The organism is Ruegeria sp. BJ6 (assembly GCF_056537885.1).
This window is the reverse complement of the sequence record NZ_JBQFSG010000009.1, coordinates 112,420-136,834: the sequence shown is the minus strand read 5'-3', so window position 1 is coordinate 136,834 and position 24,415 is coordinate 112,420. Positions and strand designations below refer to the sequence as shown.

The window sequence follows — 24,415 nt, the reverse complement described above, 5'->3', positions numbered from 1 at the left end:
CGCGCTGCTAGGCGAGACGAGCATCCATGTTTACGCCTGCATCCCTTAAAAGCTCGAACTTGACTGCTGTGGCACTGACCTGACGATAGAACGCGATCAACTGTTTGGTTGGCCCTTGCAGGCGGGCAAGGCCGACCGTTGCGGCGACCACAGTCCCTACGTCGGTGCTGCCGTCCAGAACGTGTAAGCCACCAACTATCAGGACAGCTACTGTTCCGGCGCCGTTGATGGCACTCAGGACAAATTTGGACGAAAGCTTCCAAACGAAGATCTGCGAACGGGTCTCGTAGATATCATCGAACCGGGCGGAAATACTTGAGGTTGGTTGCTCACCGGATGTCAGTTGTTTGGCGGCACCTCTGAGCATATGAACCCGATCAGCGACAAGCCCATTAACTCGGCTTTGCACGGTCAGGACGATCACAACTTGGGGCAGTATCATGAGCAACGCGATGAGCCCCAGCGCGGGGTCATTCGTTGCGATGTACCCGACAATGACAACAAGTGTACCAGCCTGCAACAAAGGCTCGGACAGAGCACTGCCTGAGAATTTCCCGACCTGTTCTGCTTCGGCGGATATCATCGTTGCCATCTCTCCCTGTGAAAGCGGCGGTGCTTTTTCGATTTTATCGTTTGTTGGATGACAGATGGAGTTTCTCAGGTTGCGGATCATATCCTCGCCTAACCGGCTGGAAAGGTAACCAAGTACCCACTTGAGTGCGAGGCTCAAGAGAATAACCGCGCCCATTGCCAATCCAAGTGTCACCAATTGGGACTTCGTTATCCAACCGTAGGTCAGCCCGTTCACTAACTCTTTCTGATAATTCAAGGGTAACGCGGCAAGCCCTGCAATGGCGAGGGAAAGCAGAATGTTGATTGTTTGCTTGCGACCGGTTGCCAACCAAATAGATTTGTAAAACTGGATCATTCGAACCGTCCTTCCCCCAACAAGCGCTCTGATTATTAATGACAAGTGCTATTTTTTGTGCGCTTTGAGTAACTTGAACCAATATGTTCGAATGGGTTGTTTAAATCTATGGCAGGCCAATAATCTCAACCGCGCCGTGCAACCGTCGTGCCGTCCGGCAATATTCCAGGGTGAGCGACGTGTGTGTCTGAAAGATATCCTTCGACCAATACGAGCGCTAGGCTGCCATTTCTGGTGCCTTTGCCGTGGGTGCCGCTGTTGACCTCCGCATCATCGCTGGTGTTCTGGCTGTTTGATTTGCCTTACGGGCCGAGGCGGTTCTGAAGGTGCAGACACCCTTGCCGACCACGCTTTCTAGTTGCAATGGCAGCTTGCTGCGAAAGTTGATTGGGGGCTATCTGCCCCTGACTTCGGAGATCGTGGTCTCACTAAGACGGCTGATCAGGCTTTGCTCGATTTCCGTCATGATACTTGAAACGCGGCGGTGCAGGGCATGTTCCACTGAACATTCCGGAGCGTGATCTTCATTGCCGGACGCGATCAGGCTTTCGTCCAGCGCAAGATACACATCTGCAAGGGTAATGCTGTCTGGTTCGCGTGCCAGACGCCATCCACCTGAGTGGCCTTTTTCCGAGGTCAACAGGCCTGCGTCACGGAGACGTCCCAAGACACGGCGTACTACCACCGGGTTCGTCCCGGAATGCTCGGCGATGTCTGCCGAGGTTCTCACACGATCCGGATCTCCGGCCATGTGGCTTAGCGTGTGCAGGGCGAGGGACAGGCGACTATTGCGCTTCATTTGTGTTTCTTCTCCAAGCGGGCGTCACACGTAACAATGACTGTTGCATTCGTCTAGTAACTATGAGAGTTACATGACTCTCGAGGCACCCTTCGGAGCAACCCATGTCAGATACTCGTCTTCCTGTCACCGTCCTTTCCGGCTTTCTTGGCGCGGGCAAGACCATGCTATTGAACCGCGTCCTGAACAATCGCGAAGGGCGGCGGGTCGCGGTCATTGTCAATGACATGTCCGAAGTGAACATCGACGCTGATCTAGTGCGGGCCGATACCGAACTTAGCCGGCCGGATGAAACGCTGGTTGAGATGTCGAATGGCTGCATCTGTTGCACTCTTCGTGATGATTTGTTGGACGAAGTTCGCCGTTTGGCTGCAGAAGGCCGATTTGATTATTTGCTGATTGAATCCACCGGTATCTCCGAACCCTTGCCGGTTGCAGCTACGTTCGACTTCAGGGATGAATTCGGCAACAGCTTGTCTGACGTGGCACGGCTGGACACGATGGTGACAGTTGTTGATGCGGTAAATCTCCTTAACGATTATTCCTCTCATGATTTCCTGCGGGATCGGGGCGAAACGATGGGCGAGGAAGACGAACGCACACTCGTCCATCTGCTCACGGATCAAATCGAATTCGCTGATGTGGTGGTTTTGAACAAAGTCAACGATGCGGGGGCGGATAAGGTCGACGCAGCGCGCAAGATCATCCGCAGCCTGAATGCGGATGCCGAGATTATTGAGACAAATCACTCCTTAGTCGCCGCCGAGAAAATTCTCGACACCGGCCTCTTTGATTTTGAACAAGCTCATGAGCATCCGATGTGGGCCAAGGAGCTGTACGGTTTTGCCGATCATGTGCCAGAGACCGAGGAATATGGCGTCACCTCATATGTATACCGGGCACGGCTTCCGTTTGTTCCCGAGCGCATTTTGAAAGTCCTCAATGGTGATTCGCCGGGGGTGATCCGGGCCAAAGGGCACTTTTGGATCTCGACACGACCCGACTGGGTAGCTGAGTTTTCGCTGGCCGGGGCGCTGTCCAGTGTAAAACCGCTGGGCACCTGGTGGGCGTCGGTACCGGAGGAGCGGCGCCCTACACACGACAGTGCGAAAGCCTACATGCAGGCCCACTGGCAAGAACCCTGGGGTGATCGTCGTCAGGAAATCGTCTTCATCGGAGCGGGCATTGACTGGCCGGCTTTGAAGGCGCGATTGGATGCCTGTCTTGTTCCTGCAGCTGCAGCCATGGGGCCCGACACATTGCCCGACTATCCGGACCCGTTTCCAATCTGGCGGCGGGTGGAGGATGCCGCATGAACTTTGCCAAAACGCTGGAAAAAGACGCGGCCATTGGCGTCGCGGTCGCGGAAAACCTATCGTCATTCGCCACGTTTCTTCAACCCGGATGCGCTGCTGCGATCTGGCGGAGGCAAGCACCTGCTGACGTCCAAAGCTGGCTGAACGAGCTTGATCCAGAGGTTCTGCCACGCGGTCGGATCATTTTAACTCCGCATGAGGTCAGGTCTGCACTGGCGAATCTCTGTGACGCGTCTGGATTGCCTGACACTCCGGAAAGAGAGTGGCTTCAGGATGATATCGTTTCCCTCGCTGACATGTTCTCGCATCTGATGAATGCAAGGTTCCTGCGACTGCGATTGGATGTTGTGACCACTAACGCCTGTCGTAGATTTCATATCGATGCGATTACCGCGCGGTTGGTTTGCACTTATCGCGGTACCGGAACACAGTACGGCATTTCGCAGGATGGAACGGATCCAGCACATGTGTTCACGGTTGAAACCGGTGCTCCAATTCTCTTGCGGGGGACGCTGTGGCCCGAACAGCCATCGTCAGGGCTGTTGCATCGCTCGCCGCCGATTGAGGGTACAGGTCAGACCCGGCTTGTCTTGGTGCTGGACCCCGTGTTCGACCCGGACGACGAAGCATGAGCCGGAATCTCGGGCAATGCAGTCTACGACGCAAGCGGCGTTCCGATGATCCAATGGCTGCATTTGACGGCTTGCCGGCGCCGTTGAGGCGTTGGTTGTCCGAAGCAGCCTTGCCATGGTCCCCCACATCCGCGCGACGCATTTGGTCAAAGTCGCGGGCCCGCGGTCTCACGGCGGAGGAAACACTTCGGTCCCTAAGCGAAGCCGAAGCCAGAACGCTTGCCCGTGACCGGCAATCCACCGTTTTCAAACTCATGTCCCGAACGTGAAGGAGAACTCATGTCTCATTCATCACGGCCTGTTGTTGTTAAACATGCGGCTTTTGGCACCGCTCGATCGATGGCTTTCATGGAACCGGTTTGACGACGCCGAACGCAAAAGATGCAATTGATAGGTTTTGACTCAGGTCCCGATTGACAAGGCATCCGGTCTAAGACAATCAGGGTACAGATGGTTCCCCATGGTACGCCCAGGGGATGAAAAGGGAATACGGTGCGGTCCGCCTGTCGGTGCCAAGTCCGTAACTGCCCCCGCAACTGTAAGCGGTGAGCGACGCCAAACAACCACTGGCCAATAGGGCCGGGAAGGATGGCCAAGCGACGATCCGCAAGTCAGGAGACCTGCCATCGCATGTTTAACCAACCCGGGGCGGGGCGTCCTGGAAGGAGGCTTTGATGGCACGTCTGACACGTGTTTACATGATCGGCACCTTCTGTCCGCGCTTGGCTTTAAGCGGAGCGGACAATGCCGGAAACACCTGACCATTTCCTTCTGATCTGCTCGACCTGTCGCGGCGCACTGTCTGTTGGGGCCATGCGCAATACGCTGACCGGTAAGCTGCCCACGGGATTCGCTATCCGCACAGTTGCCTGTATGGCCGGTTGCGCGCAGCCAACAACTGTCGGATTTCAGGCCGTCGGTAAAGCTCAGTATCTGTTCGGTGACATTGAAAGCGAGGAAGACATCGAAGCGCTGGCCAAATTTGCGCAGCAATACCACGACAGCCCAGATGGCTGGACCAATGCCTCCGACCGGCCTGGTCCACTTTTTACAAAAACCCTTTCACGTTTGCCTGGGATCCAATTGGAGGAGCCATCATGACGACCTCGACCTTTCTGGTTGCGCGGGACCTCGAATACTATGCGCTCAACGGTGATGTCCTGCTGCAGGACGCCTCGTTTGAGTTGGACGAGGGCGCGATACTGGCAATTGCCGGTCCGAATGGGGCTGGAAAAACAACGCTTTTGAACCTGCTGTGCGGGACGGCTGAGATCGTGCTGGGCGACGTTCTGGTCAAGGGGCGCTGCCTGAAACAGATGCCCGCCAAAGACCGGGCCCGGATGATCGCCGTTGTCAGTCAGCAAGAGCTTCCCGATGGCAGGCTTTTGTTACGGGATTACGTCGCGATGGGTCAGATTCCGATCTGGGCCGACCGTTCGGCTGCAGAACACGCTGAAGAACTGGACAGGGTACTGAACCTGACCGGCCTGAATGCATTGGCAGACAAACGAATGGCAATGCTGTCCGGGGGCGAGCGGCAACGCGCCCATATAGCCCGGGCTTTGGCGCAGAACCCATCACTTCTTTTTCTGGACGAACCCACCAACCATCTGGACCCGGATGCCAAGGGGAGGATGCTGTCGCTGGTCGCCGAACTGGGCATCACGGTGGTGATGATCGTCCACGATCTGGTGATGATCCCCGAATTTGCCACCCATGTGGCGCTGATGAAATCCACGCGGCTTACGGGATTTGGCCCCGTGGCCGATGTACTGACCCCGGAACGGGTCCGCGACACGTTTGGCGTCGATTACCTGTGCTTTCACCACGAAGGCCGCATCATCCCAGCGCTGGATATCCGAAGAACAACAGTCTCAACCTAAACCAAGGAGCATTCCCGAATGAAACACATCTGGTCCGTGGCGCTGGTCACAGCCATGGCAGGCGCCGCGTCCGCGCAGGAGGTCAGCGTCGACAACTGTGGCGAGCCGCTGGTGTTCGAAACTCAGCCCGAACGGCTGGTCGTACATGACATGAACATGACCGACATGGCCTTTGCGCTGGGTCTGCAGGAGAAGATCGTCGGTCTGACCGGCATCACCGGCTGGTACAAGACCAGCCCGGAATTCGACAAGTTGCGCGGAGACATCCCGGAACTGGCGCCGAAATACCCGACGGTCGAAAATCTTGTTGCGGTCGAACCTGACCTGTTCTTCGCTGGCTGGTATTACGGCATGAAGCCGGGCGGCGACGTCACGCCGGACACGCTGGAGCCCTTTGGTATCAAGACCATGATCCTGACAGAAAGTTGCGTGCATCTGGACAAGGACCGCCCGGAGGCCAGCATGGGCCTGCTGTTCGACGACGTTCTGCGGCTGGGCAAAGTCATGCATGTCGAGGACGAGGCTGAGGCGTTGGTCACAGGCTGGAAGGAAGAGCTGAACGCGCTTGAAGCTCAGACCGCAGACCTGCCCAAACCGCGCGTCTTCTTGCTGGACGGTCCGGCGGATGCGCCCTTTACCGCGGGCAAATTCGCCATCCCTGACGCGATGATCGCCGCCTCTGGTGGTGAGAATGTCACGCATGACATGGACACCAGCTGGGGCCGTACCTCGTGGGAGGCGGTGGCCGCTGCAAATCCGGAATTTCTGGTGCTGCTGGATTATCAAACTGGAAACGGGGCTGCGGACACGTTCAAGTTTCTTCAAGAACATCCGGTGATGTCCCAGACCGACGCCGTGAAGAACGAGCGCTGGATTGGCCTGCGGTACGAAGAGCTGACCCCCGGACCCGCGAACATCAAAGCGATCTCGAAAATGGCACAGGCCATGCATCCGGGTCTCAACTGATATGGGCCGATCCGGTCTTACACTTGTGCTGGGGGCGGTCGTTCTGGCCGCCCTCTTGCTGATTTCAACCATTTACGGCACCACGTCCATTCCGGTCTCCGACACAATCACTGCCGTTATGCTTGGAACGGGGCTAAGTGATGGGGAAATGTCGCCGCTTCACCGGATCGTATTTGACCTGCGCTTGCCGCGCGCATTGTTTGCCGCCGTGATAGGTGCGGGGCTGGGCATTGTTGGTGTCGTCCTGCAAACTACAACGCGCAACGATCTGGCTGATCCGTTCCTTTTCGGCCTGTCCTCCGGTGCAGCTGCAGGGGCCGTGTTCGTCATAACAGTCACCGGAGATATTCTGGGGTTCTGGACTCTGCCACTGGCGGCCTTTTGCGGGGGGCTTGTGGCGTCGGGCATTGTGCTGGCACTGGTTCACGGGCTGCGCACAAACGCACCGGAAAAGCTGATCCTTGCCGGTCTTGCGGTTTCCTTCCTGTTCTCCGCCATTACGAACTATCTGATTTTTTCAGGCGACAACCGTGCCGCGCATTCGGTCATTTTCTGGATGCTGGGCGGGCTAGGTCTAGCCCGGTGGGAGACATTCCCGCTGGTCTGCGCCGGGTTGCTTCTGATCCTGTCCTATTCACTTTATCGCAGCCGTTGGCTGGATGCGCTGCTGACCGGAGACCTGACCGCCGCGACGCTGGGTGTACCGTTGCCGAGGTTGCGGTTCAGCATGTTTTTCACCGCCGCCCTTGCAACAGCTGTATTCGTTTCGGTGGCAGGCGTGATCGGATTTGTTGGCCTGATGGTCCCCCACATCGCCCGCGGAATCGCGGGACCATTGCACCGGCAGCTCTTGCCAACTGCGGCGATCGTCGGGGCGGCTTTGCTGACCGGATCAGACATACTCAGCCGTCTTTTGCTTGCACCGCAGGAACTGCCCGTCGGGATCGTCACAACATCCATCGGATCCGTTTTTGTGTTCCTGCTGTTGTTCAGAACGTCCAGGTGATCACCAACTTGCTCGTGTATTGTGAACCCGTTGGGTCATACGAATTTGGATACCTGTAATAAAAAAAGCCTGATGGGATTTCGTTGTCCGCACGAGAATCTGTTGGACGTTTGAGCCCCTAAGCGGATCTAAAAACTGGAGAAAAACCGCATTGGTGGATAACCCTTGTGGTCGCCAAAATTTCACCACGATTTGTGTTCAGATGGGGTCTCGTATCGAGCTTTCGAAAGGACCCCAACTTTGAAAAACTATATTGCTTCCGCAACCGCTCTTCTTTTGTCTGCCGCGGTCGCAAATGCCGAGATCTGCTATCTCGAAATCGATGGCGTGATCGAGATGCAGGGGCCATGTGTGTTCGACCCAATGGGTGGTGGGGATTTCTTTGCGGCGGATATCGATGACCGAACCGCCTTTGTATACTTTTATCTCGAAGGCGATGAAATCGGCACAGCGGCCTGGAGCGACCACGAAAGCAGTGCAAATAGCACGCTGGGCAGATTGTACCGTGATGGAGCCTGTTGGCAGAATGACTTTGCCACGCTGTGTGCCTGGGAGTCCTGACCATCGGCGGATACGCCCGCCCCAGCGCCTATCGCCCCAAAAATCCCCTGAAAGAGACACCCCGTGGAAACCCTGTTGATTCTGCTATTTAATCTGTTCCTCATGGCTGCAGGTTTCATACTCATGGTTGTTACCGTGGGCTGGAACCTGAGCTTTATCAGTAACCTGACTAAGAACAGTGACGCCCGTTTGGGCATGATCGGTACATTTGCAGCCTTCACCATACTGTTCAGCAACCCCGCTATTTCCGGTTGGGTATCTGCGGCCTACTATGGGGATGGCGCTTGGTCGTCCCCCTATGTACTCCATATTCCGACGGCTGCCGATTTCGGCGGGTTCCTCGGCAGTTTATTCAGGGGCTGGTCGTATGGATTGCCAATGAGCGGCTGGGGACTGGGACTGTTCGTTGCATCCATCTCACTCCTTATCCTTAACATCGGCGTCGCCTTCGCCACGAAGGACAAATACAGTGCTTTCGAGAGTGGCAGGGTCTTCAGACTGGGCCTCATCATTTTTGCCCTTACCTTTTTGGGATTTCTTTTGGCCACGTTCCTTTTTGCCTACCTTCTGGGCACCTTGATGTGGCTTGGAGACTGGTGGTGGGCTGTTCTCCTCCTCTTGGGTGCTGGTGCGGGAGGTGGCGTGAGCTATGTCTATGATAGCAGCGGTCGCCGCGTCGGAACGTTTCACCACGACTAAAATCTGCGTCGCGCCGATGTTCGCGAAAATCTGCGTCTGTTATGCCAAGGACGCGCAGATTGACAACTCAGTGACTCGCGTGCGGCATTATTCCATTCCGTATGCTTCGGGTTGCTGATCTGACGGTGTCAGATTGTTATCAGTACTACCAGTGTTCACAGGGTTGGTGAACTTGTCACCTGCACGGCAGCCTGCCAGGATACTATCATCACGATAGTTCACTTTTATCCGTCCAGAGTCTTTCTGCAGGAGAAGAACATTGACGTTACACAGGTTTTTAAAGGCGACTACTCGTGCAAGCATCGCGTTGATCGCCTCAGTTTCAATGGCGTGGGCTTGCACCGGGATCATGCTAACCGGGGCTGATGGCAGCATCATTCGTGCACGAACCGCAGAATGGGGGCCGTTCGATCTGGAGACGAAGATCAACATTATTCCCAGCGGATTTACCTACAATGCGGGTGCGATGCCGGACGGGCAGCAAGGCGCGACCTGGACAGGCCGCTTTGGCATGGTGGGCGTCAGCATGCTGGATCACGGCGCACCTGCTGACGGGATAAATGAGGCGGGTTTGACGGCAGGGTTGTTTTACCTGCCTGGTTACACGGAATATCAGGAATATCTTCCTGACCAGGCTAATAACACAATCCCCGGTGACCTGCTGGCCAGCTATGTCCTGTCGCAATTCGAAACGGTTCAAGAAGCGCAAACAGGTCTTGAAGGCATTCGTGTCGTAGGCGTTGTGGATGAGACGCTTGGCTTTCCGTTTCCCCTTCACATGCTGGTGGCAGATCGTTTTGGCGGGCGGATCGTCGTCGAGTACATTGATGGAGAACTGACCGTCTTTGAGGCCCCGCTTGGTGTTATCACCAATTCACCGACCTATGACTGGCACATGACCAACCTCAACAATTACGTCAACTTGTCTGCAATCGGCCTTCCGGAGGTTGAGGTCAGCGGTGTTACCTTTGCTCCGTTAGGGGCGGGAAGTGGTATGATCGGCTTGCCCGGTGACTTCACTCCTCCGTCACGCTTTATTCGCGCGGTGGCGTTTTCGCAAACTGCGCGTGAAACTGCAGGCGGCTACGATACCGTGCGCGAAGCGTTTCGAATTCTCGACAATTTCAACATTCCCCCCGATGCCGCAGAAGGTGCGCAGGATGATGTCCAGTCGGATGATATTCTCTACAGTGCTACGCAAATCACGACCGCCAGCGACTCCGAAAACCTCATCTACTACTATCACACGATGTATGACAGGACGATTCACATGGTCGATATGAAGCAAATCGACTTCGCGGCCATGGGTGACGAAATGATCGTCTTCGAGACAAGTGGCAATCGCGAGCCGACAATCGTGGATATGACGCCGAGAAATTAAGGCCGAACTGGTTTGCAGAAAGCGCGATGCTTAGTCAGCCGCAATCTTCTCAGGATTGTGGCATGAGACGCGGTGTCGGTCGTGGAATAAAACAACGAACGGGGTTTCTTATCATCGACCCTGTCAGTTGTTGATGATGGCACAACAACGCCGTTCCAACGCGGGATCTTCAAGCAAAGCGGAGAATGCTGCCCCACGACCTTCGGTCTGCAAACTTCGGTAGCAAAGATATGGGTGCGAACCATTTCTGATTGCGTTATTGATTGGCTCCATACAATCTGCAAATAAATGCACCAAGGAGCGAAACAATGAGCAGCAACGCGGCGAATGTCGCATGGGTCCCGTTGATCGAAAAGGATGGTGGCCCCATGTATCTTGCGATTGCCGAGGCAATTATGCGCGACATTCGTTCGGGTGCGCTCAGCCCGGGTCAGCGTCTTCCCCCGCAAAGAACCCTTGCCGAAGCATTGGGTATTGATTTCACAACCGTCAGTCGCGCCTACGCAGCTGCAAGCCGGGATGGGTTTGTCGAAGGTCGGGTAGGGCAGGGCACCTATGTGAAAGGGCCGCCTCCAGCCAGGGCCGTCGAAGTGACAGGCGCAAAAGATCAGGCGGTTGATATGAGCATGAACATGCCGCCGCGATTTGAAGAGACCGGCCTGATCCGTCGGATGTGGCAGGGCTTTGACGCGCTCAGGTCCGACCATGGGATCGAATTTCTGATGCGTTACCAGATGCCCGGCGGCAGTCACGCCGACCGGGTTGCGGCGCAGTCATGGTTGCAGGAAAACCTGAGTATCCGCGCGCTTGACGACGTTGTCATCTGCAATGGGGTTCAGGGGGCAACATGGGCGATACTTTCACTGTCGCTCAAGCCCGGCGATACGATCTGCTGCGAGGAGCTGACCTATCCGGGTTTTCTTGCGATTGCACGACATCTAGGTCTGAACGTTGTGCCGGTCCCGATGGACAAAGGCGGGCTGGACCCAATGGCCTTGGAAGAGATTTGCAGGAAAGTCAGTCCCCGGGCGCTTTATACAACGCCCACGCTTCACAATCCGACAGCAACCACGTTGTCTGCTGAGCGGCGGCAACATGTTGCAGAGATTGCCCGTAAGCACGACCTACAGATCATCGAAGATGACGCCTATGGGGTGCTTGCCACCACAGCCCCCCAGCCGATAGCCAATTTCGCGCCAGAAAGAACCTGGTATGTGTCAACGCTGTCGAAATGTCTGGCGCCCTCGCTCAGGGTATGTTTCATCGTGCCGCCTGCGGGTGTCTCTAATGACGGTATCAGGCGGGCCATTCGGGCGAATGGTAGTGTGGTTTCCCCGATTTCTGCAGGTTTGGTGACCGACTGGATTACTTCCGGGTTGGCCAGCAAGATCACGGGGGAAATCCGTGCAGAAACCAAGAGGCGGCAGGATGCATTGCTTCAGTGGTTGCCGGACGTTGAGGTGCAGGCAGACGCGTTTCACGTGTGGCTGCCGTTGCCAGATGGGCATTTGGCCACTGAATTTGTTCTGAATTTGCGTGGGTCGGGTCTTGGGCTTGTGCCCGGTGTGGCATTCGCGCCCGGCAGCGCGCCGAATGCAGTTCGAATTGCTCTGGGATCAACGGATACGATGGAAACCTTGCAGGCTGCCTTACGCAGCTTGGCTGACACGTTGGCAAACCCTGACCAAAATAGCTGGATGGTCGTTTGACGAGGGGCCTCGATCGTTGAAATGAACTCGTGGCAGGACAGGCGCCCGGTTATAGGAGGATGCCTGTCCGCTCAATCAGCATCTTGCGGGTTATCTGAAACTCCGGATTCGTGGATGGTTTTGTTCAGCCAATCCCGTACCTCAGAAGCCGTGCATATGTTTTGCCCACTGAAAGCCGATCATGGCCCCCTTGATTCTCGGCAGCAGGAACAGCGAAAGCGCCACCGCCCCGAGCGAGGTGACGGATGCCAAAACCATCGGGGTAGGCTCCCAGATTGACCAGATGATGTGGAGCGCGAACCCCGCGAGGTGTCCAACAATCAGAATTGTCAGATATGCCGGACCGTCATCGGCGCGCGCGCAGGTTAAATCCAGGCCGCAAACCTCGCATGTGTCGTTAACTTTCAGGTATTTGTGCAGTACATGCCCCTTGCCGCAATTCGGGCATTTCAGCGCAAAGCCCCTGCGCATAGCTGATCGCGAGTCTCTCTCTGCTAATTGCATATCCATATCACCACAGCTGCAGAATTGATTCTGATGGGATGCATACATTGTGCAATCAATAACGTCAATTGCTGCGCCACATTGCAGGTCGAGATTGCTAAGCGCCGCCGCTTTAGGGATTGTGCTGATCTGCATGGGTTTGGTTCCTGTCCGACAATTGCGGCTTGCGGCTGCGTGCAAGATTGCCGCTACATCTAAACTTCTGATTTCTCTTTATTCAGATGATCCATTTCGAGGTTCAAGAAATAAGACAGACCGATCCGGATAACGACGGTCAGCCCAAGTATCGTGATCTCGTCAATCGTTCTGTGAAGGATCGTCAGAATGATGTCCGACATGATCAGGATTTCCAGAGCCAGCAGCAGGATCTGACCAAGGCTCAGTCGAATTCGGCGAAAGACATCGAAGAATTTCTCGGGCGAAGATCGGTCATACACCCTCACCAGTTCCGGTGTCGAAAGGATCAGGACACCGGAAAATCCAAGAACCAGTATTGCGATGGCGACCATCTCGACCGCTACCGCAACACCCTCGAGTATCCCGACCAGCATCAGAATTTCGGAACCTGCTGTGTGATGCAGTGAATATTTCCTCCGCCCAGCAGGATTTCACGGGCTTGTACGCCGATAATTTCCTTGTCGGGGTAAATGGATTGCAGGATGTCAGCCGCATTCTGATCTTGCTTTTCGTCCAGCAGCGGGAACACGACCCGTGAATTGCCGATATAGAAGTTGCAGTAAGACCCTGCCAGCCGATCACCTTCGGCCCGGTCCATACCGCTTTCCGACAGGTCGATACCTTCTGCCTCTTCGGCCGTCAGGTACAGTGGTCCGGGCTGCTGCAGTTTGACAATTTCCAGCCGCCGACCTTTTGCGTCTGTCTGTTGCGACAGGAATTCAAAGGCCTCGTGCGATATTTCATATTGCGGATCGGTCTTGTCGTCGGTCCAGGTCAGCGCCACGACACCCGGTTTGCAGTAATGCACCAGATTGTCGACATGGCCGCTGGTTTCGTCACGGTAGACGCCCCGCTTGATCCAGATGACCTTTTCGACGTTCAGATAATCCTTCAGCGCCTGTTCGATCTTGTCTTTCGTCATGTCCGGATTGCGACCGGGATCGAGCAAACATTCCTCGGTCGTGATCACCGTGCCTTGGCCGTCCACATGGATCGATCCCCCCTCAAGCACGAAATGCGACCGGTAGCGATCCGTGCCTTCGATCTCGGCAATCTTGATGCCAACCAGCGAGTCCTGATCCCATGGGCTGTAAAGGCCGTTATAGGCCCCGCCCCACGAGTTGAAATCCCAGTCCACGGCGCGGCAATCACCCTGATCATTGACCACAAAACTTGGTCCCACATCGCGAAACCAGCTGTCGTTATAAGTCATCTCGACGACGCGGATGCCGCGTGACAGGCGGGCGCGGGCGTTGTTGAACTGATGTTTCGACACCGCGACGGTCACAGGTTCGGATTTATGGATTGCCTCAGCCACCGCGACAAAGGCCTGTTGCGCTGGCTTTGCCCCCAGCCGCCAGTTGTCTGTCCGTTCGGGCCAGCCCATCCAGCATCCTTTATGTGGCTCAAATTCACCGGGCATCCGGTATCCGTCCTGCCGGGGAGTGGTTGTGAAACGAAATGTCATCGACGCTCTCCTGTGCTCAGCGTGATTTTTTGGCTTTGAAAATGAGGACCTCGCCAATGATCAGCGCGACGAGGATGCCGCCGCCGACATTGCGGAAGTAATCGGGGTCAAAACTGGTCCCCGGTACGTAGAAAAAGAAGATGACGCCGAGGATCAACAGGATAGAAGGCACAATGCCACAGTACCAAAGGGTAATCCTTCCACCAGGCACCAGATAGGGACGCTCGCTTTCCGTATCAGTCAGACGCAGCTTCAGAAAGGCGGGAAACAGCAGGATATAGCTGATCAGCAGCGTGACAGCACCCAGCGAGAATACGTCCCAGAACAGGTCTTCGACCGAACCCTGGTCCTCCAGACAGTCGGCCATGATGTGGTGCGTGTCGTTCAGGCAAGGTTCACCGCCCGAACCTGCGCTGGCCATGAACCCATATGCCAGCATGACAATCGTGGCGATGACACCATTCCAGATGGCGACATTGCGCGGTGCGCCGGTTTTGGGGTGCAACGTTGCCAGGCTGGAAGGCAACAGTTTTTCCTGCGCGGCATAAACCACTGCGCGGTTCACGCCCATTGCCCATGTGGTGACATTACTGACCAGCGTATAGAGGAACATCAGGCCCAATATCACGATCACAAAGCGGGCGACGCTGCTGTCTCCCAACATGGCACGGAAGGATTCAATCACTCCGGTCGCATCACTGATCTGGTCCACCGGCATCGTGGCCAGAATGCCGAACGTGGCCAGCAGGTAGAATACCGCAATCAGCGTACCACCCAGAATGACGGCTTTGGGGATATCGCGGCGGGGGTTTTGCATGGCGCTGGAGGCCCCGGCAATGATTTCGAAACCCATGAAGTTGAAAATAATCACCGGCAAATATCCCATGCCGGCCTCAAGTGAAGGGGTGATGGTCTGCAGATTGATCTCGTTTGCAAAACCCCGCTGCAGTCCCACATAGATCCCGCAAACGCCAAGCAGGATCATGATGGTGGACTTGAATATCGAACCAACATTAGGAATCCAAAGCAGGTTTTCGATATCCCGCATGGTGATCAGGATCTTGATCCAGCTCATGACGATAGCAATGATCGCGATGCCCCAGGGGCTCAGTTCAAAGCCCAGGATTTGAGACATGACCAAAGCGAACAGGTAGAAAACCGCGGGTACCCACAGGGCATAGTTGACCCAGTACAGCCAGGCGACCCGTGCGCCGACACTGTCACCAAAGGCCCTGCGCACCCAGTCGACCAGCCCACCTTCGTCAGGATAGGCGGTGCCCAATTCGGCCGTGACCAGCCCGTAAGGGATGAAGAACACGGCGAACATGATCAGCCACCATACCAGTGCGGACGGTCCGATAATCGCCGAAGCGGCAATGGTGTCCACCACAAGGACCGAACTGACGGCGATCAGAACAATGCCGAACATGTTGACTTTTTGGGGAGTGGCCACGGCAGTAAGCTCCATTCAATATGCGTTTGTTTGGTGCAAGCTGTTGTTAGTAAGAAACAAAAAACGATTTAACTTTGGCTCCAACCACGTAACCCGGGGTGACTATTCCGTGCAATCAATAATTTGAATGACTGCACGATAACAGGACGCCTGATCTGAATGGTATCGAGCATAATGACGTATACGTACAAAGTAACCCGGCGGTTTTGTTCACACGCAGTCAGATCAGACAAAAAATTTGATAAGTGTCCAAGATGCGTCAAAATTAACTTGAGCAGGGGAGTTAACCAAAAATCATGTACCCAGCGGCAAATGTGTAAGTTCACTTGAGATGGAGCGAGTTCGGGGTGTGTAATGAGAATCCTTAAGGCATTAAAGTTCTTGGCAATTGTTTCGATTGTTTATTGCATTCATCCGAGCGCGAGAATTGCTCATGCGACCCAGGATGACTGCCGGGTACTTACGATTATGCCCGTTGGTGATTCACGAGTGATGGGAGAACGCCCAAATTTTGAAAGTTATCGGTACGAGCTTTGGGCACTACTCGTTGCTCATAATGCGCAGTTCGATTTTGTCGGCCCGTTCACGGACAGGTCGACCTATGCTGAGGTGAATGGGCGCACATTTGATCGCGATCATGCGGGGTCCATAGGATACTCATCATCTGATCTTCTGAAAAATTTAAACGGCTTCTTAAAAGGGGTCACCCCACCCGATGTCGTCCTGTTGGGAATAGGTGGAAATGATCTGATCGAAACCGAAGATTCCACGAAAGAAATTGTTGGTAACATTGGCCGGATCGTCAACATTTTCCGCCGGGCAAACCCTCAGGTTACGGTTCTGCTGGAACAGATTGCACCCGGTCACAGCAGTGTCATGACCCCAGAGTTGAAGGGCAGACTTGTGTCCCTGAACCGAGGGGTAGCTGATCTTGCGGATGAGATGTCCAAGCCAGAGTCGCCGATCATTGTTGTTGATATGTACAAGGGTTGGTCAGACCGGTTCATGGCGGACGATGTTCATTACAACATGAGCGGGGCCAGAGCGGTTGCTGAACGGTACTTTTCTGCGCTGCTGGGGCTGGGTGTTCTGTCCGAAAAATCATTGTGTGAGTGACATGACCGCACCTGAATGAGTCGGGCTCAGTGCCCCGATGCTCTGAAAGGATCGATGGTCAGGCGGTGAATTTAGAAACAATCAGATTTTTATTCCCGCACTTGAATTAATCGCGAGACAATCCGCGGATCTTGAGCCAAGATGAAGCTTCTAACAGTGGACTTACCTTCACATGTAACTTGTCACTGGGTAGCCTCGAATTAAGGGTTTCTTGCTGGTTCGTCTCTGATGGTTTTCAACTCATATTTGTTTGCGGTCTTTTTTGTGATTGTATTTGTCTGCTATCAGCTGAACTTTGGCTGGCAGTGGAAAAAGGCATTCCTGCTAGTCATGAGCTGGATTTTCTATGCTGCATGGAACCTGCCTTATCTTCTGATAATCATATTTTCCACGTGCGTTGATCACTATGCGGCAAAGCGGATTTACCGCGCCCCTTCTCAGAATGGAAAGAGGCTATGGTTAGTTGTCAGTCTGACAGCCAACCTTGGTGTGCTCAGCTATTTCAAGTACGGAGAGTTCCTGCTGACAAGTACAACCGACTTTTTGGGGCAGATTGGGATCCACTATGAGCCAATGCCCTGGAGCGTTTTGCTGCCGATCGGAATTTCCTTTTACACGTTCCAGACGCTGACCTACTCGCTTGATGTCTTTAAGGGCCGAATGCGGCCCGATGCAAATTTTCTGGACTTTGCTCTTTTCGTTTCCTTCTTTCCGCAACTCGTTGCCGGCCCGATCGTAAGAGCGCGTCGTTTCATGCCCCAGCTGAAGGTACAGCCAAGTGTTTCGGCTGATCAGTTGGGATGGGCACTGGTTTTGTTTGTCGTCGGGTTGTTTGAGAAAGTTGTGCTGGCAGACGGGCTGTTCGCGCCGGTTGTCAATTCGGTTTACGAACAAGACGGCACTGTTCCTGCATCAGCGGTGATCTTGGCAAATTTTGCGTTCATGGGGCAGATTTTCGCGGATTTTGCCGGGTATTCGCTTATGGCGATTGGCGTCGCGTTGTCGCTTGGGTTTGTTCTGCCGGTGAATTTCCGGGCGCCATTTTCAGCCATCGGGTATGCTGATCTGTGGCAGCGATGGCATATTTCCATGTCGACCTGGTTTCGGGATTATCTGTACGCAAACATTCGTTCCAAGCGTAGCCGGTCGATCTATAACACCATGTTTGCACAGTTTCTTACGATGACGATTATCGGTCTGTGGCACGGTGCGAACTGGACGTTTGTCGTGTGGGGCGCGTTCAATGGGTTGGTGCTGATGACTGAGCTTGGGCTTCGCCACAAGGTCGGGCATTGGAGCATCTGGCAGTCCACATACTCAAAGATTTCATTCTGGGCGCTTACGATGCTGCTGTTTTCTCAGTCTGCAATGCTGTTCCGGGCGGAAAACCTGAGCCAAAGTACGTCAATGTTTGTATCATTGTTCAATTCCGGCGGCGCCACAATGCAGGTGCCGAAGCTGGAAACTCTGGTTGTTGTGCTCAGTTTGTCCGGGTTGTTTGCAGTGCACTGGCAGTTGCGACATAGGCCGTTTCGCGAGGTCGTCGACGCATTGCCGCTGCCCGTTGTCACGGTTCTTGGGACCCTGGCAATACTTTCAATCGCGGTGGTTGGTGGGACCTCCGATGAATTCATCTATTTCCAATTCTAGGGATTGAGGAACCACCATGGAGCATCAGAAGTTAACAGCTGTCGCGGCGAAAAAAGGTCCTGCAACCAATAGCAGGGATGGCTCGCGTTATCTGCTGTCAATCTTCACGTCCGTGGTTCTGGCCGTCCTTATCCTTGGTGGGCTGGAGCTTCACATCCGAAGGGAAGGCGGCATACCCAGCGTTGATCACACGCAGGAGCGTTGGGCGCGGGTCCGCGCCGAGATCGAAGCTGATACCAGCACAAGTTCAGTTGCATTGCTTGGCGCATCCCGGATGCAGTCGAATGTCTCACTTTCAACCCTGTCTGACGAGCTTGGCGGTGTTCGTGTGCACCAATTGGCACTTTCCGGCGCAGCAGCATATGTGGCCTTTGAGGATATCGCCCACAATTCCCAGTTCAGGGGGCTGGTTGTCCTGTCGATCATTCCGTCCCTGATGATGCCCGGTCCTGCTCGGGAAGAGCAGGCACCGAATGTTGCGTATTACAATCAGCATTGGAACAAGGCCAGATACATTGATACCTGGCTTGGCGATCAGGTTTCGTCGCGTTTGGCGTTTGGGGATAACTACTATAGCAGTATCCGACTGTTGAGAAACCTTTGGCGTTATGGGTATTTTGCCGGTCCTCCGGATTATGTAACAAACGACCTTCACAGGGAAACCACGATCCGGTTTGAAAACGTCAACATACCGGCGTTAAGGCAATCCCGGGTCGAGTCGATGAGTGTTATGATGCAGACGTTGGATCGCGTTGATCCATCGTCATGGCGACAGTTCCTTTCCGGGGAATTCGGGGATCTGGTCTCGAAAATCGAAGACCGGGGCGGGCGTGTCGTTTTGGTGTATATGCCGGTCAGCGACGATATGCTTCAACTCGAAACATCGGTCTTCCCGCGCGAGACATACTGGGATCCGATTGAAGAGCTGACGGGTGCTGACACAATCCACTACCTCGATGATCCGGACATGGTGAATTTTGACTTACCTGACGCGTCCCATTTGGGTGAAAAAGATAAAGTGCCGTTCTCTCAAATACTGGCCGCATCGTTACTGCAAGGTGACGAGCAGAGGTTTTGTTGCGCAGAGCGTTGATGGTCCTGAAAGGCAAACCCCCAGCCTGTTTCTCCCCACTTTGAATCCGACATTTGCCTACGGTGTGCAGATCTGTTCTGCTGGCCCCCTATCTTTGGGCCGCGGCCCCAAGCTTTGCAAAACGCGATGGTGACATTCCAACTTCCTCAACGAACATGCGCGTGAAGTGGGGTGCATGTTCGTAACCAAGCTCAAAAGCAATATCGGTGACTGTCAGCTTACTTTGCTGCAGCAGTTCCTTTCCCCGTTCGACGCGAACGGATTTCAAAATTGATCGATAGCTTTCACCTTCTTCACTCAGACGCTGCTGTAGTGCGCGAACACCGATATCGAGCGCACGGGCGGTTCCTTCTATCCCCGTCAAACCTTCTGACAAATTTCGGTGCACCATCGTCCTGATCTGTGCGGCCAACGTGGTGGGGCGCGTATTGCAGCGCTCGCGAACAATATCCTCGTACGTCACTGCGGCTGCCGCGCGGTTTGTTCGCGGTACATCCAGATGCATTTCATCGAAGTTCAGGCAAATCGCTGTCTCTGACATGCCGATCCTGCACCCAAAGTAAGTTTCGAGTTTATCCCGGTCATGCCGGTTTAGGTCCGGAATGTTGAGATCGATTTTATCCGGTCTCCAATCCTGTCCAAGGTAGGCACGGCAATAGCTGACCATGGCCGCGGCACCGCCAATTGCCAACTCACCATATCCATCCGTGGAAGCTGCGGAAAAAGCATAAGAGAATACTGCGACGCCGTTCCCGGAAGTGGTCAAATTGATCGTGTCGTTTGTGCCGTGCAAGTGGATTGAGGTACTCCCGCGAAGCAATCCCTCTCGGAGTGTCGGGGCAGAGAGAACCCAATCACCCCAAAGGCCATAATCACCGATCTGTATGGCATCGACCCAAGGACCAAGCACCCAGCTTTTTCCGGCCTCCCGGGCAATCGCATCAAAAAAGCGAACAAGGGCGGGTTGAGGGATATAGCCCTCTCTTGAGTAAAGCAGATCGCCGGTTAGCCCGGAAGCGTGGAATATGCGTTGGAGTGCCCGATCGCCCATTTCACTTTGAACCAGTTCCGGCATCGGACCCAGCGAAAGAGCTGAGATCATGGATATCGGGTGGCGGGGGTGCAAAACCTGTCCTTTTTGCTGGTTGGTGACGCTGTTGCGCAAAATGGTAAGCGCCATGAGTGGACGTGTGCAACGGTTGAGCAATGAAAACCTGTCATGGACGGTGTCTGGCGCGAACGAATAAAGGTGAGAAAAATGTACGATGTTCAAGTTTCCCCCTGCATCTCACTTGTGTTTCTGTTTTTGGCCCAAGGCGCGCTTGCCGAGACAGTTCCGGTTACAGCAGAGAATTTTGCGCAAGCTGAAACCGCATGGAATTTCTCGAACTGGGCCGGGAAGGGGGCTGATAAAGGGATACTTCACCTGCGTGAGGTCACTCCGGTTGGGCCTGAGGCCCCGACCGTCCGCATGAATTGGGACACACTTTATTCAGTTCAGATTGTGAATGTGTCAGATGATGACAGGTTCACGATTTCGTTGCCGGAATCCGATCTGTACGTAGCGGCGCAGGTCATGGATGAGGATGGATTTTCTCCTTACTATCTGGTCGATTCAGGAGATCATGAAGTGTCGGTTTCGACCGATTATGCGCTGATCATTTTCCGCACTGAGTTGAAAGATCGAACCGACGCCACCTCTCTGGCACATCTTCATGACGTTCAGGACAAGATCGCCATCTCAGGGATAGAACTAGACAGCACTTATGTGCCGCAAGAATTTGATCAGGCACAGTTGGAGGCGCTTCGAAAACAATACAAGGAAGAGTTCCTGAGCGCAGGGATTGACTACACCTATGCCAAAAGTGCCGGTGAGGCCGATCAGCATATTCTCAATCTGTCTCATGCGGCGGGCTGGGGTGGATATCCGCCTGAGCTGGGTGTTTCGAACGCCTATTCCAGTTCCGGAGCGCTTTCCGGTGCCGAGTGTCTGGCGGTCACCTTCGATGATCCCCACAACGCGTTTTTCACATCGTTTACTCTCTATGATGTCGACGGATATCTCATGGACGGTGCGACGCACATCAATTCAAACATGTGGGAAGCAAACAAAGACGGCACGATCACGCTGCATTTCAATTGCGGCGGTGACAGGGTGAACGCCCTTTCGTCGGGTGGCGCGCCGTTTAACTACAGCATCCGCAATTACGGTGTCAGCCAGATGGTTCTTGACGGTGGGTTTCGTCCAATCAGCCCACAACCTGTGAAGTGACGTTTGATAACTTTGTTCTGAATTTTGAGGTTTCCCATGAAAATTCCCACCCTCGCATTTGTTGTATTGAGTTCGGCGGGCGGCGCAGCGCAGCGACGGTTGAGCGGTGCAAATGACGGTTCTGCTCAGACATCCCCGTGCTCGTCAGGGCGTAACGGGGCATAACTTCCGTCTTTACGGTGCACTTCACGACCACTGAGAGGCGGATTGAAGACACAGACAAGCCGCAGGTCTGTATCCGTCGCTCGCACCACGTGCCGATCATTTTGGTCCAAAGCATAAAGGGTAAATGGCTCAAGGGAATGCCATGTTTCGTCTTCAGATGCCCTGATCTGTCCCTTGCCCTCAATACAATAACACGCCTCTAAATGGTGGGTGTACTCAAGCTCCAGCTCGGCACCCTTTTTGATGATCGTATCCGTCAGCGAAAACCCCATACCATCAGAGGCAAGCAGCAACCTTCTGCTGTTCCAACCCGGGCCAGAGACGTCCCGATCTGTTCCAAGGATATCTTTGAGTGCCGTAACAATCATTTTGACTGCCTCGCTTCTATCGTACCGCGCGGTTCATTCCGCCGTCGGACAGTATACTCTGACCATTGATGTATCGAGCGCCTTCGCTGGCAAGAAATACGCAGGCTTGTCCGATTTCTTCGAACGTTGCGGGGCGCTGCGCCGGGATTTCCCGACGGGCCTGTTCGGACAGATTGACGTTCTCGCAGAACCCGGGCAGCAGGTTGTTCATGCGAATGTTGTGCCGTGCATAACGGTCCCCGTAGAGCTTTGAGAAACTGTGCAGGGCGCCGCGCAACATGCTCATGGGGTAGGGTGCCCGCGGCTCGATCGTATTCATGGATGAGATGTTGACGAATGCACCGCCGCCCTGTTCGATCAGGATCGGCGTGACAATGCGGGCGATCTTGACGACGTTCAGCACATACATGTCCAGACTTTCGTGCCAGAGCTCGTCGCTGAGTTCCAAAAGTGGCCCGTCAAAGTCAGGATCGAAGCCGACAGTTTTTATGGCTTCAGGTACCGTTCCTCCATGACCCATATTGCTGACGATTGCATCTATACGGCCATACTTGCTCATGGTGGCGTCGATCATCGCCTGCAGATCGCCAACATCCAGCACAGAGCCGCGGCGGCCAATACCCCCAAGCTCCTCCGCCAATTCCACAGACCGGTTGGAGGGGGACATCAGCGAGACCTTGTAGCCTGCTTTTGCCATCTCGATGGCACAGCCCCGGCCAATGCCTTGTCCGGTCCCCGTCATCAGCGCGACTTTAACTTCGGGCATGGTATGTCCTTTCTTTGGGCGGGTGGTGTGATGTTTCTTTGAGTTGGATCCAGTGTAGCTCCAGCCAATTGGTGGCACCTATCGAGTATTTTGGACATTGCTGTTAGTTTTTCTCACATGCCGGAAAACCTCAGACACCTTCGTGCCCTTTAGGTCTTGGATGAATCTGCAACCCACTCCAACCCGACCAAGGCAGCGGATGTCCCGAACGTCACCCACGGGGCAATCAGCCGGCAAATCAAGTTGCAGCAGCTGTATCCCGGCGTGACGCTTTTTCATCGGCGCCCCAATAGGGTGGAGCTGACCAAAGCTGGGCTGCTCAAGTCGGGCTGAACGTTGATCGGATCAATTCGCAGAGCATCAAGTATGTGGATAGTGCCGTTCTGCTGGAGGCGGCAATAGACGGACAAGGCGTGGCATTGGCAAGACAACTGCAGGGGGAGAGGGACTTGAAGCTTGGCCGGTTAATCCGCCTGGGTGAAAGCTGTGTTCCATTGGGTCGCGGTCTTTAATTCGTTTGTCGACTCGGCGACCAAGATCGGGTCACGGTGAGAATTTTCAAGAAGTGGCTCATGTCGATTGGAGCTTTGTGTCTTAGTCGAAACTGACTGTAGAGTGCATATTGGAGAATGCTATTACTACACTCTGTTGAACACTAAGTTCAATTTGCCTTCGCCACCAACTGATACCCGGGCTTTGCTATCGCTCGAACCATCGTAATCGGAGCGCCATTGATCCAGGTGGTTCGTTCCATGACAAACAGGGCTTCGTCGACGTCGGATGCCAATAGTTCAGCCTCTTGGTGGGTTGCTCTTTTGGCAAGGAAGCGAACTTCACAATCGCTGTAGGGACGGTTTCGGATCAACCATTCGTTCGCGCTTTCGCGGCTGAGATCAACATCCAGAATTTCTGGCGTGGTTTCATGGGCAATCCATCTGTCTTCGAAGATGTAAGGCTGTTTGTTGGCCATGTGCAAAGCCGTGACGTGCAGCATCTCTGTCGGTTCGGCCAGTCCGAATGACGAAGCAACGCGCGGGGGCGAAACGAGAATTTCACGAGATACCAGAAAGTAACTGTACTCATTTCCAGCCGCCTCGATTTCCAGCCGAGTTATCGGAATATCAAAGGTCGTGCGTGTAATCGGGTGAAGTGTGATCGTGGTGCCACCCTTGCGGCGTCGGTTTACGGTCCCGCTCTGAGCCAGATCAAGCATGGCACGTTGGACGGTCGTTCTTGAGCAATCAAATTCGACTGCAAGTTCCTGATCATTTGGCAGTTTTGCACCAGGCAAAAGTTCACGTTCCAGCACCCGCCGCCTGATTTCGTCTCGTATGTCTACCCAGTTTTTACCCATGGTCAGAACCCGTACTTTTTTCGCGTACACCTAATTTGGAAAGGAGGTCATGGCCAACGCACCAGTTCACCGCCATCCAAATTGATATTGACACCATTAATATGTGCATGCTTAAAAAGTTTTGGCAACGGCTTAATCCCGTTCGCTAT

Annotated in this window: 27 protein-coding genes and 1 riboswitch; of the genes, 16 read left to right on the top strand and 11 right to left on the bottom strand. The window is 54.4% G+C overall.

The window, feature by feature from the left end; genetic code table 11:
* Nucleotides 1–7: 7 nt before the first annotated feature.
* The gene (locus ACR0D6_RS17440; RefSeq protein WP_480766440.1) at nucleotides 8–928 is read right to left on the bottom strand and encodes an ABC transporter ATP-binding protein; all 921 of its coding nucleotides are present in this window, start codon (nucleotides 926–928) and stop codon (nucleotides 8–10) included.
* Nucleotides 929–1,322: 394 nt separating this feature from the next.
* Nucleotides 1,323–1,727 (bottom strand): Rrf2 family transcriptional regulator, encoded by a 405-nt coding sequence (locus ACR0D6_RS17435; RefSeq protein ID WP_170653092.1) that lies wholly within the window; start codon nucleotides 1,725–1,727, stop codon nucleotides 1,323–1,325.
* Nucleotides 1,728–1,831: 104 nt separating this feature from the next.
* On the opposite strand from ACR0D6_RS17435, the gene ACR0D6_RS17430 reads away from it, so the two are divergent.
* The 9 genes from ACR0D6_RS17430 (at nucleotide 1,832) to ACR0D6_RS17390 (ending at nucleotide 8,790) form a co-directional block, all read left to right on the top strand.
* A complete protein-coding gene (locus ACR0D6_RS17430) occupies nucleotides 1,832–3,043 on the top strand; it encodes a GTP-binding protein (protein WP_480766439.1) in 1,212 nt (403 codons plus the stop codon).
* Nucleotides 3,040–3,675: a DUF1826 domain-containing protein gene (locus ACR0D6_RS17425; protein ID WP_480766438.1), complete on the top strand. Its 636-nt coding sequence runs from the start codon at nucleotides 3,040–3,042 to the stop codon at nucleotides 3,673–3,675. The genes ACR0D6_RS17430 and ACR0D6_RS17425 overlap by 4 nt, the downstream gene beginning before the upstream one ends.
* Nucleotides 3,672–3,944: a DUF6525 family protein gene (locus ACR0D6_RS17420; RefSeq protein WP_480450237.1), complete on the top strand. Its 273-nt coding sequence runs from the start codon at nucleotides 3,672–3,674 to the stop codon at nucleotides 3,942–3,944. The genes ACR0D6_RS17425 and ACR0D6_RS17420 overlap by 4 nt, the downstream gene beginning before the upstream one ends.
* A 165-nt stretch (nucleotides 3,945–4,109) precedes the next feature.
* Nucleotides 4,110–4,317, top strand: a riboswitch (cobalamin riboswitch).
* Between the two features lie 171 nt (nucleotides 4,318–4,488).
* Nucleotides 4,489–4,776, top strand: coding sequence for a DUF1636 family protein (locus tag ACR0D6_RS17415; RefSeq protein ID WP_480766437.1), 288 nt, complete (start codon nucleotides 4,489–4,491; stop codon nucleotides 4,774–4,776).
* Complete coding sequence (locus ACR0D6_RS17410; RefSeq protein ID WP_480766436.1) at nucleotides 4,773–5,558, top strand: ABC transporter ATP-binding protein; 786 nt, start codon at nucleotides 4,773–4,775, stop codon at nucleotides 5,556–5,558. The genes ACR0D6_RS17415 and ACR0D6_RS17410 overlap by 4 nt, the downstream gene beginning before the upstream one ends.
* An 18-nt stretch (nucleotides 5,559–5,576) precedes the next feature.
* Nucleotides 5,577–6,524, top strand: a complete 948-nt coding sequence (locus tag ACR0D6_RS17405; protein ID WP_480766435.1) for an ABC transporter substrate-binding protein — start codon at nucleotides 5,577–5,579, stop codon at nucleotides 6,522–6,524.
* 1 nt (nucleotide 6,525) lies between these two features.
* Nucleotides 6,526–7,530 (top strand): FecCD family ABC transporter permease, encoded by a 1,005-nt coding sequence (locus tag ACR0D6_RS17400; RefSeq protein WP_480766434.1) that lies wholly within the window; start codon nucleotides 6,526–6,528, stop codon nucleotides 7,528–7,530.
* Between the two features lie 276 nt (nucleotides 7,531–7,806).
* Nucleotides 7,807–8,091, top strand: coding sequence for a hypothetical protein (locus tag ACR0D6_RS17395; RefSeq protein ID WP_480766433.1), 285 nt, complete (start codon nucleotides 7,807–7,809; stop codon nucleotides 8,089–8,091).
* Between the two features lie 63 nt (nucleotides 8,092–8,154).
* A complete protein-coding gene (locus ACR0D6_RS17390) occupies nucleotides 8,155–8,790 on the top strand; it encodes a hypothetical protein (protein ID WP_480766432.1) in 636 nt (211 codons plus the stop codon).
* Nucleotides 8,791–8,877: 87 nt separating this feature from the next.
* On the opposite strand, the gene ACR0D6_RS17385 is transcribed toward ACR0D6_RS17390, so the two are convergent.
* Nucleotides 8,878–9,141, bottom strand: a complete 264-nt coding sequence (locus tag ACR0D6_RS17385) for a hypothetical protein (RefSeq protein ID WP_480766431.1) — start codon at nucleotides 9,139–9,141, stop codon at nucleotides 8,878–8,880.
* On the opposite strand from ACR0D6_RS17385, the gene ACR0D6_RS17380 reads away from it, so the two are divergent.
* The gene (locus ACR0D6_RS17380) at nucleotides 9,140–10,171 is read left to right on the top strand and encodes a linear amide C-N hydrolase (RefSeq protein ID WP_480766430.1); all 1,032 of its coding nucleotides are present in this window, start codon (nucleotides 9,140–9,142) and stop codon (nucleotides 10,169–10,171) included. The two genes, ACR0D6_RS17385 and ACR0D6_RS17380, sit on opposite strands and share 2 nt — an antisense overlap.
* A 308-nt stretch (nucleotides 10,172–10,479) precedes the next feature.
* The gene (locus tag ACR0D6_RS17375) at nucleotides 10,480–11,880 is read left to right on the top strand and encodes an aminotransferase-like domain-containing protein (protein ID WP_480766429.1); all 1,401 of its coding nucleotides are present in this window, start codon (nucleotides 10,480–10,482) and stop codon (nucleotides 11,878–11,880) included.
* 141 nt (nucleotides 11,881–12,021) lie between these two features.
* Here the strand turns inward: ACR0D6_RS17375 and ACR0D6_RS17370 are convergent, their stop codons facing one another.
* Genes ACR0D6_RS17370 through ACR0D6_RS17355 form a run of 4 tightly spaced genes read right to left on the bottom strand, consistent with a single transcriptional unit; the run spans nucleotide 12,022 to nucleotide 15,497 of the window.
* Complete coding sequence (locus ACR0D6_RS17370; RefSeq protein WP_480766428.1) at nucleotides 12,022–12,519, bottom strand: DUF983 domain-containing protein; 498 nt, start codon at nucleotides 12,517–12,519, stop codon at nucleotides 12,022–12,024.
* Between the two features lie 59 nt (nucleotides 12,520–12,578).
* On the bottom strand, nucleotides 12,579–12,935 hold the full coding sequence (locus tag ACR0D6_RS17365; protein ID WP_170653066.1) for a DUF1622 domain-containing protein: 357 nt from the start codon (nucleotides 12,933–12,935) through the stop codon (nucleotides 12,579–12,581).
* A complete protein-coding gene (gene aguA, locus ACR0D6_RS17360) occupies nucleotides 12,935–14,029 on the bottom strand; it encodes an agmatine deiminase (protein ID WP_170653063.1) in 1,095 nt (364 codons plus the stop codon). Before aguA ends, ACR0D6_RS17365 begins: the two co-directional genes overlap by 1 nt.
* 16 nt (nucleotides 14,030–14,045) lie before the next feature.
* Complete coding sequence (locus ACR0D6_RS17355; RefSeq protein WP_480766427.1) at nucleotides 14,046–15,497, bottom strand: APC family permease; 1,452 nt, start codon at nucleotides 15,495–15,497, stop codon at nucleotides 14,046–14,048.
* A gap of 339 nt (nucleotides 15,498–15,836) precedes the next feature.
* Here ACR0D6_RS17355 and ACR0D6_RS17350 point away from each other — a divergent pair, with 339 nt between their 5' ends.
* The 3 genes from ACR0D6_RS17350 (at nucleotide 15,837) to ACR0D6_RS17340 (ending at nucleotide 19,341) form a co-directional block, all read left to right on the top strand.
* Complete coding sequence (locus ACR0D6_RS17350) at nucleotides 15,837–16,598, top strand: SGNH/GDSL hydrolase family protein (RefSeq protein ID WP_480766426.1); 762 nt, start codon at nucleotides 15,837–15,839, stop codon at nucleotides 16,596–16,598.
* A 228-nt stretch (nucleotides 16,599–16,826) separates the two neighbouring features.
* Nucleotides 16,827–18,248 (top strand): MBOAT family O-acyltransferase, encoded by a 1,422-nt coding sequence (locus ACR0D6_RS17345; protein ID WP_480766425.1) that lies wholly within the window; start codon nucleotides 16,827–16,829, stop codon nucleotides 18,246–18,248.
* Nucleotides 18,249–18,264: 16 nt separating this feature from the next.
* The gene (locus ACR0D6_RS17340; protein ID WP_480766424.1) at nucleotides 18,265–19,341 is read left to right on the top strand and encodes a hypothetical protein; all 1,077 of its coding nucleotides are present in this window, start codon (nucleotides 18,265–18,267) and stop codon (nucleotides 19,339–19,341) included.
* A gap of 88 nt (nucleotides 19,342–19,429) precedes the next feature.
* Here ACR0D6_RS17340 and ACR0D6_RS17335 read toward each other — a convergent pair whose 3' ends face one another.
* Nucleotides 19,430–20,521 carry an AraC family transcriptional regulator gene (locus ACR0D6_RS17335; RefSeq protein WP_480766423.1) on the bottom strand — a complete coding sequence of 364 codons (1,092 nt, stop codon included), beginning with the start codon at nucleotides 20,519–20,521 and terminating at the stop codon, nucleotides 19,430–19,432.
* Between the two features lie 78 nt (nucleotides 20,522–20,599).
* On the opposite strand from ACR0D6_RS17335, the gene ACR0D6_RS17330 reads away from it, so the two are divergent.
* Nucleotides 20,600–21,613 carry a hypothetical protein gene (locus tag ACR0D6_RS17330; RefSeq protein ID WP_480766422.1) on the top strand — a complete coding sequence of 338 codons (1,014 nt, stop codon included), beginning with the start codon at nucleotides 20,600–20,602 and terminating at the stop codon, nucleotides 21,611–21,613.
* Nucleotides 21,614–21,738: 125 nt separating this feature from the next.
* Here ACR0D6_RS17330 and ACR0D6_RS17325 read toward each other — a convergent pair whose 3' ends face one another.
* Together ACR0D6_RS17325 and ACR0D6_RS17320 are read right to left on the bottom strand one after the other, a co-directional pair.
* Nucleotides 21,739–22,146 carry an ectoine synthase gene (locus ACR0D6_RS17325; RefSeq protein WP_480766421.1) on the bottom strand — a complete coding sequence of 136 codons (408 nt, stop codon included), beginning with the start codon at nucleotides 22,144–22,146 and terminating at the stop codon, nucleotides 21,739–21,741.
* Between the two features lie 16 nt (nucleotides 22,147–22,162).
* Nucleotides 22,163–22,912, bottom strand: a complete 750-nt coding sequence (locus tag ACR0D6_RS17320; protein ID WP_480766420.1) for an SDR family oxidoreductase — start codon at nucleotides 22,910–22,912, stop codon at nucleotides 22,163–22,165.
* Nucleotides 22,913–23,068: 156 nt separating this feature from the next.
* Here ACR0D6_RS17320 and ACR0D6_RS17315 point away from each other — a divergent pair, with 156 nt between their 5' ends.
* The gene (locus ACR0D6_RS17315) at nucleotides 23,069–23,245 is read left to right on the top strand and encodes a LysR family transcriptional regulator (RefSeq protein WP_480766419.1); all 177 of its coding nucleotides are present in this window, start codon (nucleotides 23,069–23,071) and stop codon (nucleotides 23,243–23,245) included.
* 328 nt (nucleotides 23,246–23,573) lie between these two features.
* On the opposite strand, the gene ACR0D6_RS17310 is transcribed toward ACR0D6_RS17315, so the two are convergent.
* A complete protein-coding gene (locus tag ACR0D6_RS17310; protein WP_480766418.1) occupies nucleotides 23,574–24,296 on the bottom strand; it encodes a GntR family transcriptional regulator in 723 nt (240 codons plus the stop codon).
* Nucleotides 24,297–24,415 lie beyond the last annotated feature (119 nt).

Bases quoted from the DNA above. Each gene is read 5' to 3' on its own strand.
- ACR0D6_RS17440 (WP_480766440.1), bottom strand. From the start codon at position 928: ATGATCCAGTTTTACAAATCTATTTGGTTGGCAACCGGTCGCAAGCAA.
- ACR0D6_RS17435 (WP_170653092.1), bottom strand. From the start codon at position 1,727: ATGAAGCGCAATAGTCGCCTGTCCCTCGCCCTGCACACGCTAAGCCAC.
- ACR0D6_RS17430 (WP_480766439.1), top strand. From the start codon at position 1,832: ATGTCAGATACTCGTCTTCCTGTCACCGTCCTTTCCGGCTTTCTTGGC.
- ACR0D6_RS17425 (WP_480766438.1), top strand. From the start codon at position 3,040: ATGAACTTTGCCAAAACGCTGGAAAAAGACGCGGCCATTGGCGTCGCG.
- ACR0D6_RS17420 (WP_480450237.1), top strand. From the start codon at position 3,672: ATGAGCCGGAATCTCGGGCAATGCAGTCTACGACGCAAGCGGCGTTCC.
- ACR0D6_RS17415 (WP_480766437.1), top strand. From the start codon at position 4,489: ATGCGCAATACGCTGACCGGTAAGCTGCCCACGGGATTCGCTATCCGC.
- ACR0D6_RS17410 (WP_480766436.1), top strand. From the start codon at position 4,773: ATGACGACCTCGACCTTTCTGGTTGCGCGGGACCTCGAATACTATGCG.
- ACR0D6_RS17405 (WP_480766435.1), top strand. From the start codon at position 5,577: ATGAAACACATCTGGTCCGTGGCGCTGGTCACAGCCATGGCAGGCGCC.
- ACR0D6_RS17400 (WP_480766434.1), top strand. From the start codon at position 6,526: ATGGGCCGATCCGGTCTTACACTTGTGCTGGGGGCGGTCGTTCTGGCC.
- ACR0D6_RS17380 (WP_480766430.1), top strand. From the start codon at position 9,140: ATGCTAACCGGGGCTGATGGCAGCATCATTCGTGCACGAACCGCAGAA.
- ACR0D6_RS17385 (WP_480766431.1), bottom strand. From the start codon at position 9,141: ATGATCCCGGTGCAAGCCCACGCCATTGAAACTGAGGCGATCAACGCG.
- ACR0D6_RS17375 (WP_480766429.1), top strand. From the start codon at position 10,480: ATGAGCAGCAACGCGGCGAATGTCGCATGGGTCCCGTTGATCGAAAAG.
- ACR0D6_RS17370 (WP_480766428.1), bottom strand. From the start codon at position 12,519: ATGCAGATCAGCACAATCCCTAAAGCGGCGGCGCTTAGCAATCTCGAC.
- ACR0D6_RS17365 (WP_170653066.1), bottom strand. From the start codon at position 12,935: ATGCTGGTCGGGATACTCGAGGGTGTTGCGGTAGCGGTCGAGATGGTC.
- aguA (WP_170653063.1), bottom strand. From the start codon at position 14,029: ATGACATTTCGTTTCACAACCACTCCCCGGCAGGACGGATACCGGATG.
- ACR0D6_RS17355 (WP_480766427.1), bottom strand. From the start codon at position 15,497: ATGGAGCTTACTGCCGTGGCCACTCCCCAAAAAGTCAACATGTTCGGC.
- ACR0D6_RS17350 (WP_480766426.1), top strand. From the start codon at position 15,837: ATGAGAATCCTTAAGGCATTAAAGTTCTTGGCAATTGTTTCGATTGTT.
- ACR0D6_RS17345 (WP_480766425.1), top strand. From the start codon at position 16,827: ATGGTTTTCAACTCATATTTGTTTGCGGTCTTTTTTGTGATTGTATTT.
- ACR0D6_RS17340 (WP_480766424.1), top strand. From the start codon at position 18,265: ATGGAGCATCAGAAGTTAACAGCTGTCGCGGCGAAAAAAGGTCCTGCA.
- ACR0D6_RS17335 (WP_480766423.1), bottom strand. From the start codon at position 20,521: ATGGCGCTTACCATTTTGCGCAACAGCGTCACCAACCAGCAAAAAGGA.
- ACR0D6_RS17330 (WP_480766422.1), top strand. From the start codon at position 20,600: ATGTACGATGTTCAAGTTTCCCCCTGCATCTCACTTGTGTTTCTGTTT.
- ACR0D6_RS17325 (WP_480766421.1), bottom strand. From the start codon at position 22,146: ATGATTGTTACGGCACTCAAAGATATCCTTGGAACAGATCGGGACGTC.
- ACR0D6_RS17320 (WP_480766420.1), bottom strand. From the start codon at position 22,912: ATGCCCGAAGTTAAAGTCGCGCTGATGACGGGGACCGGACAAGGCATT.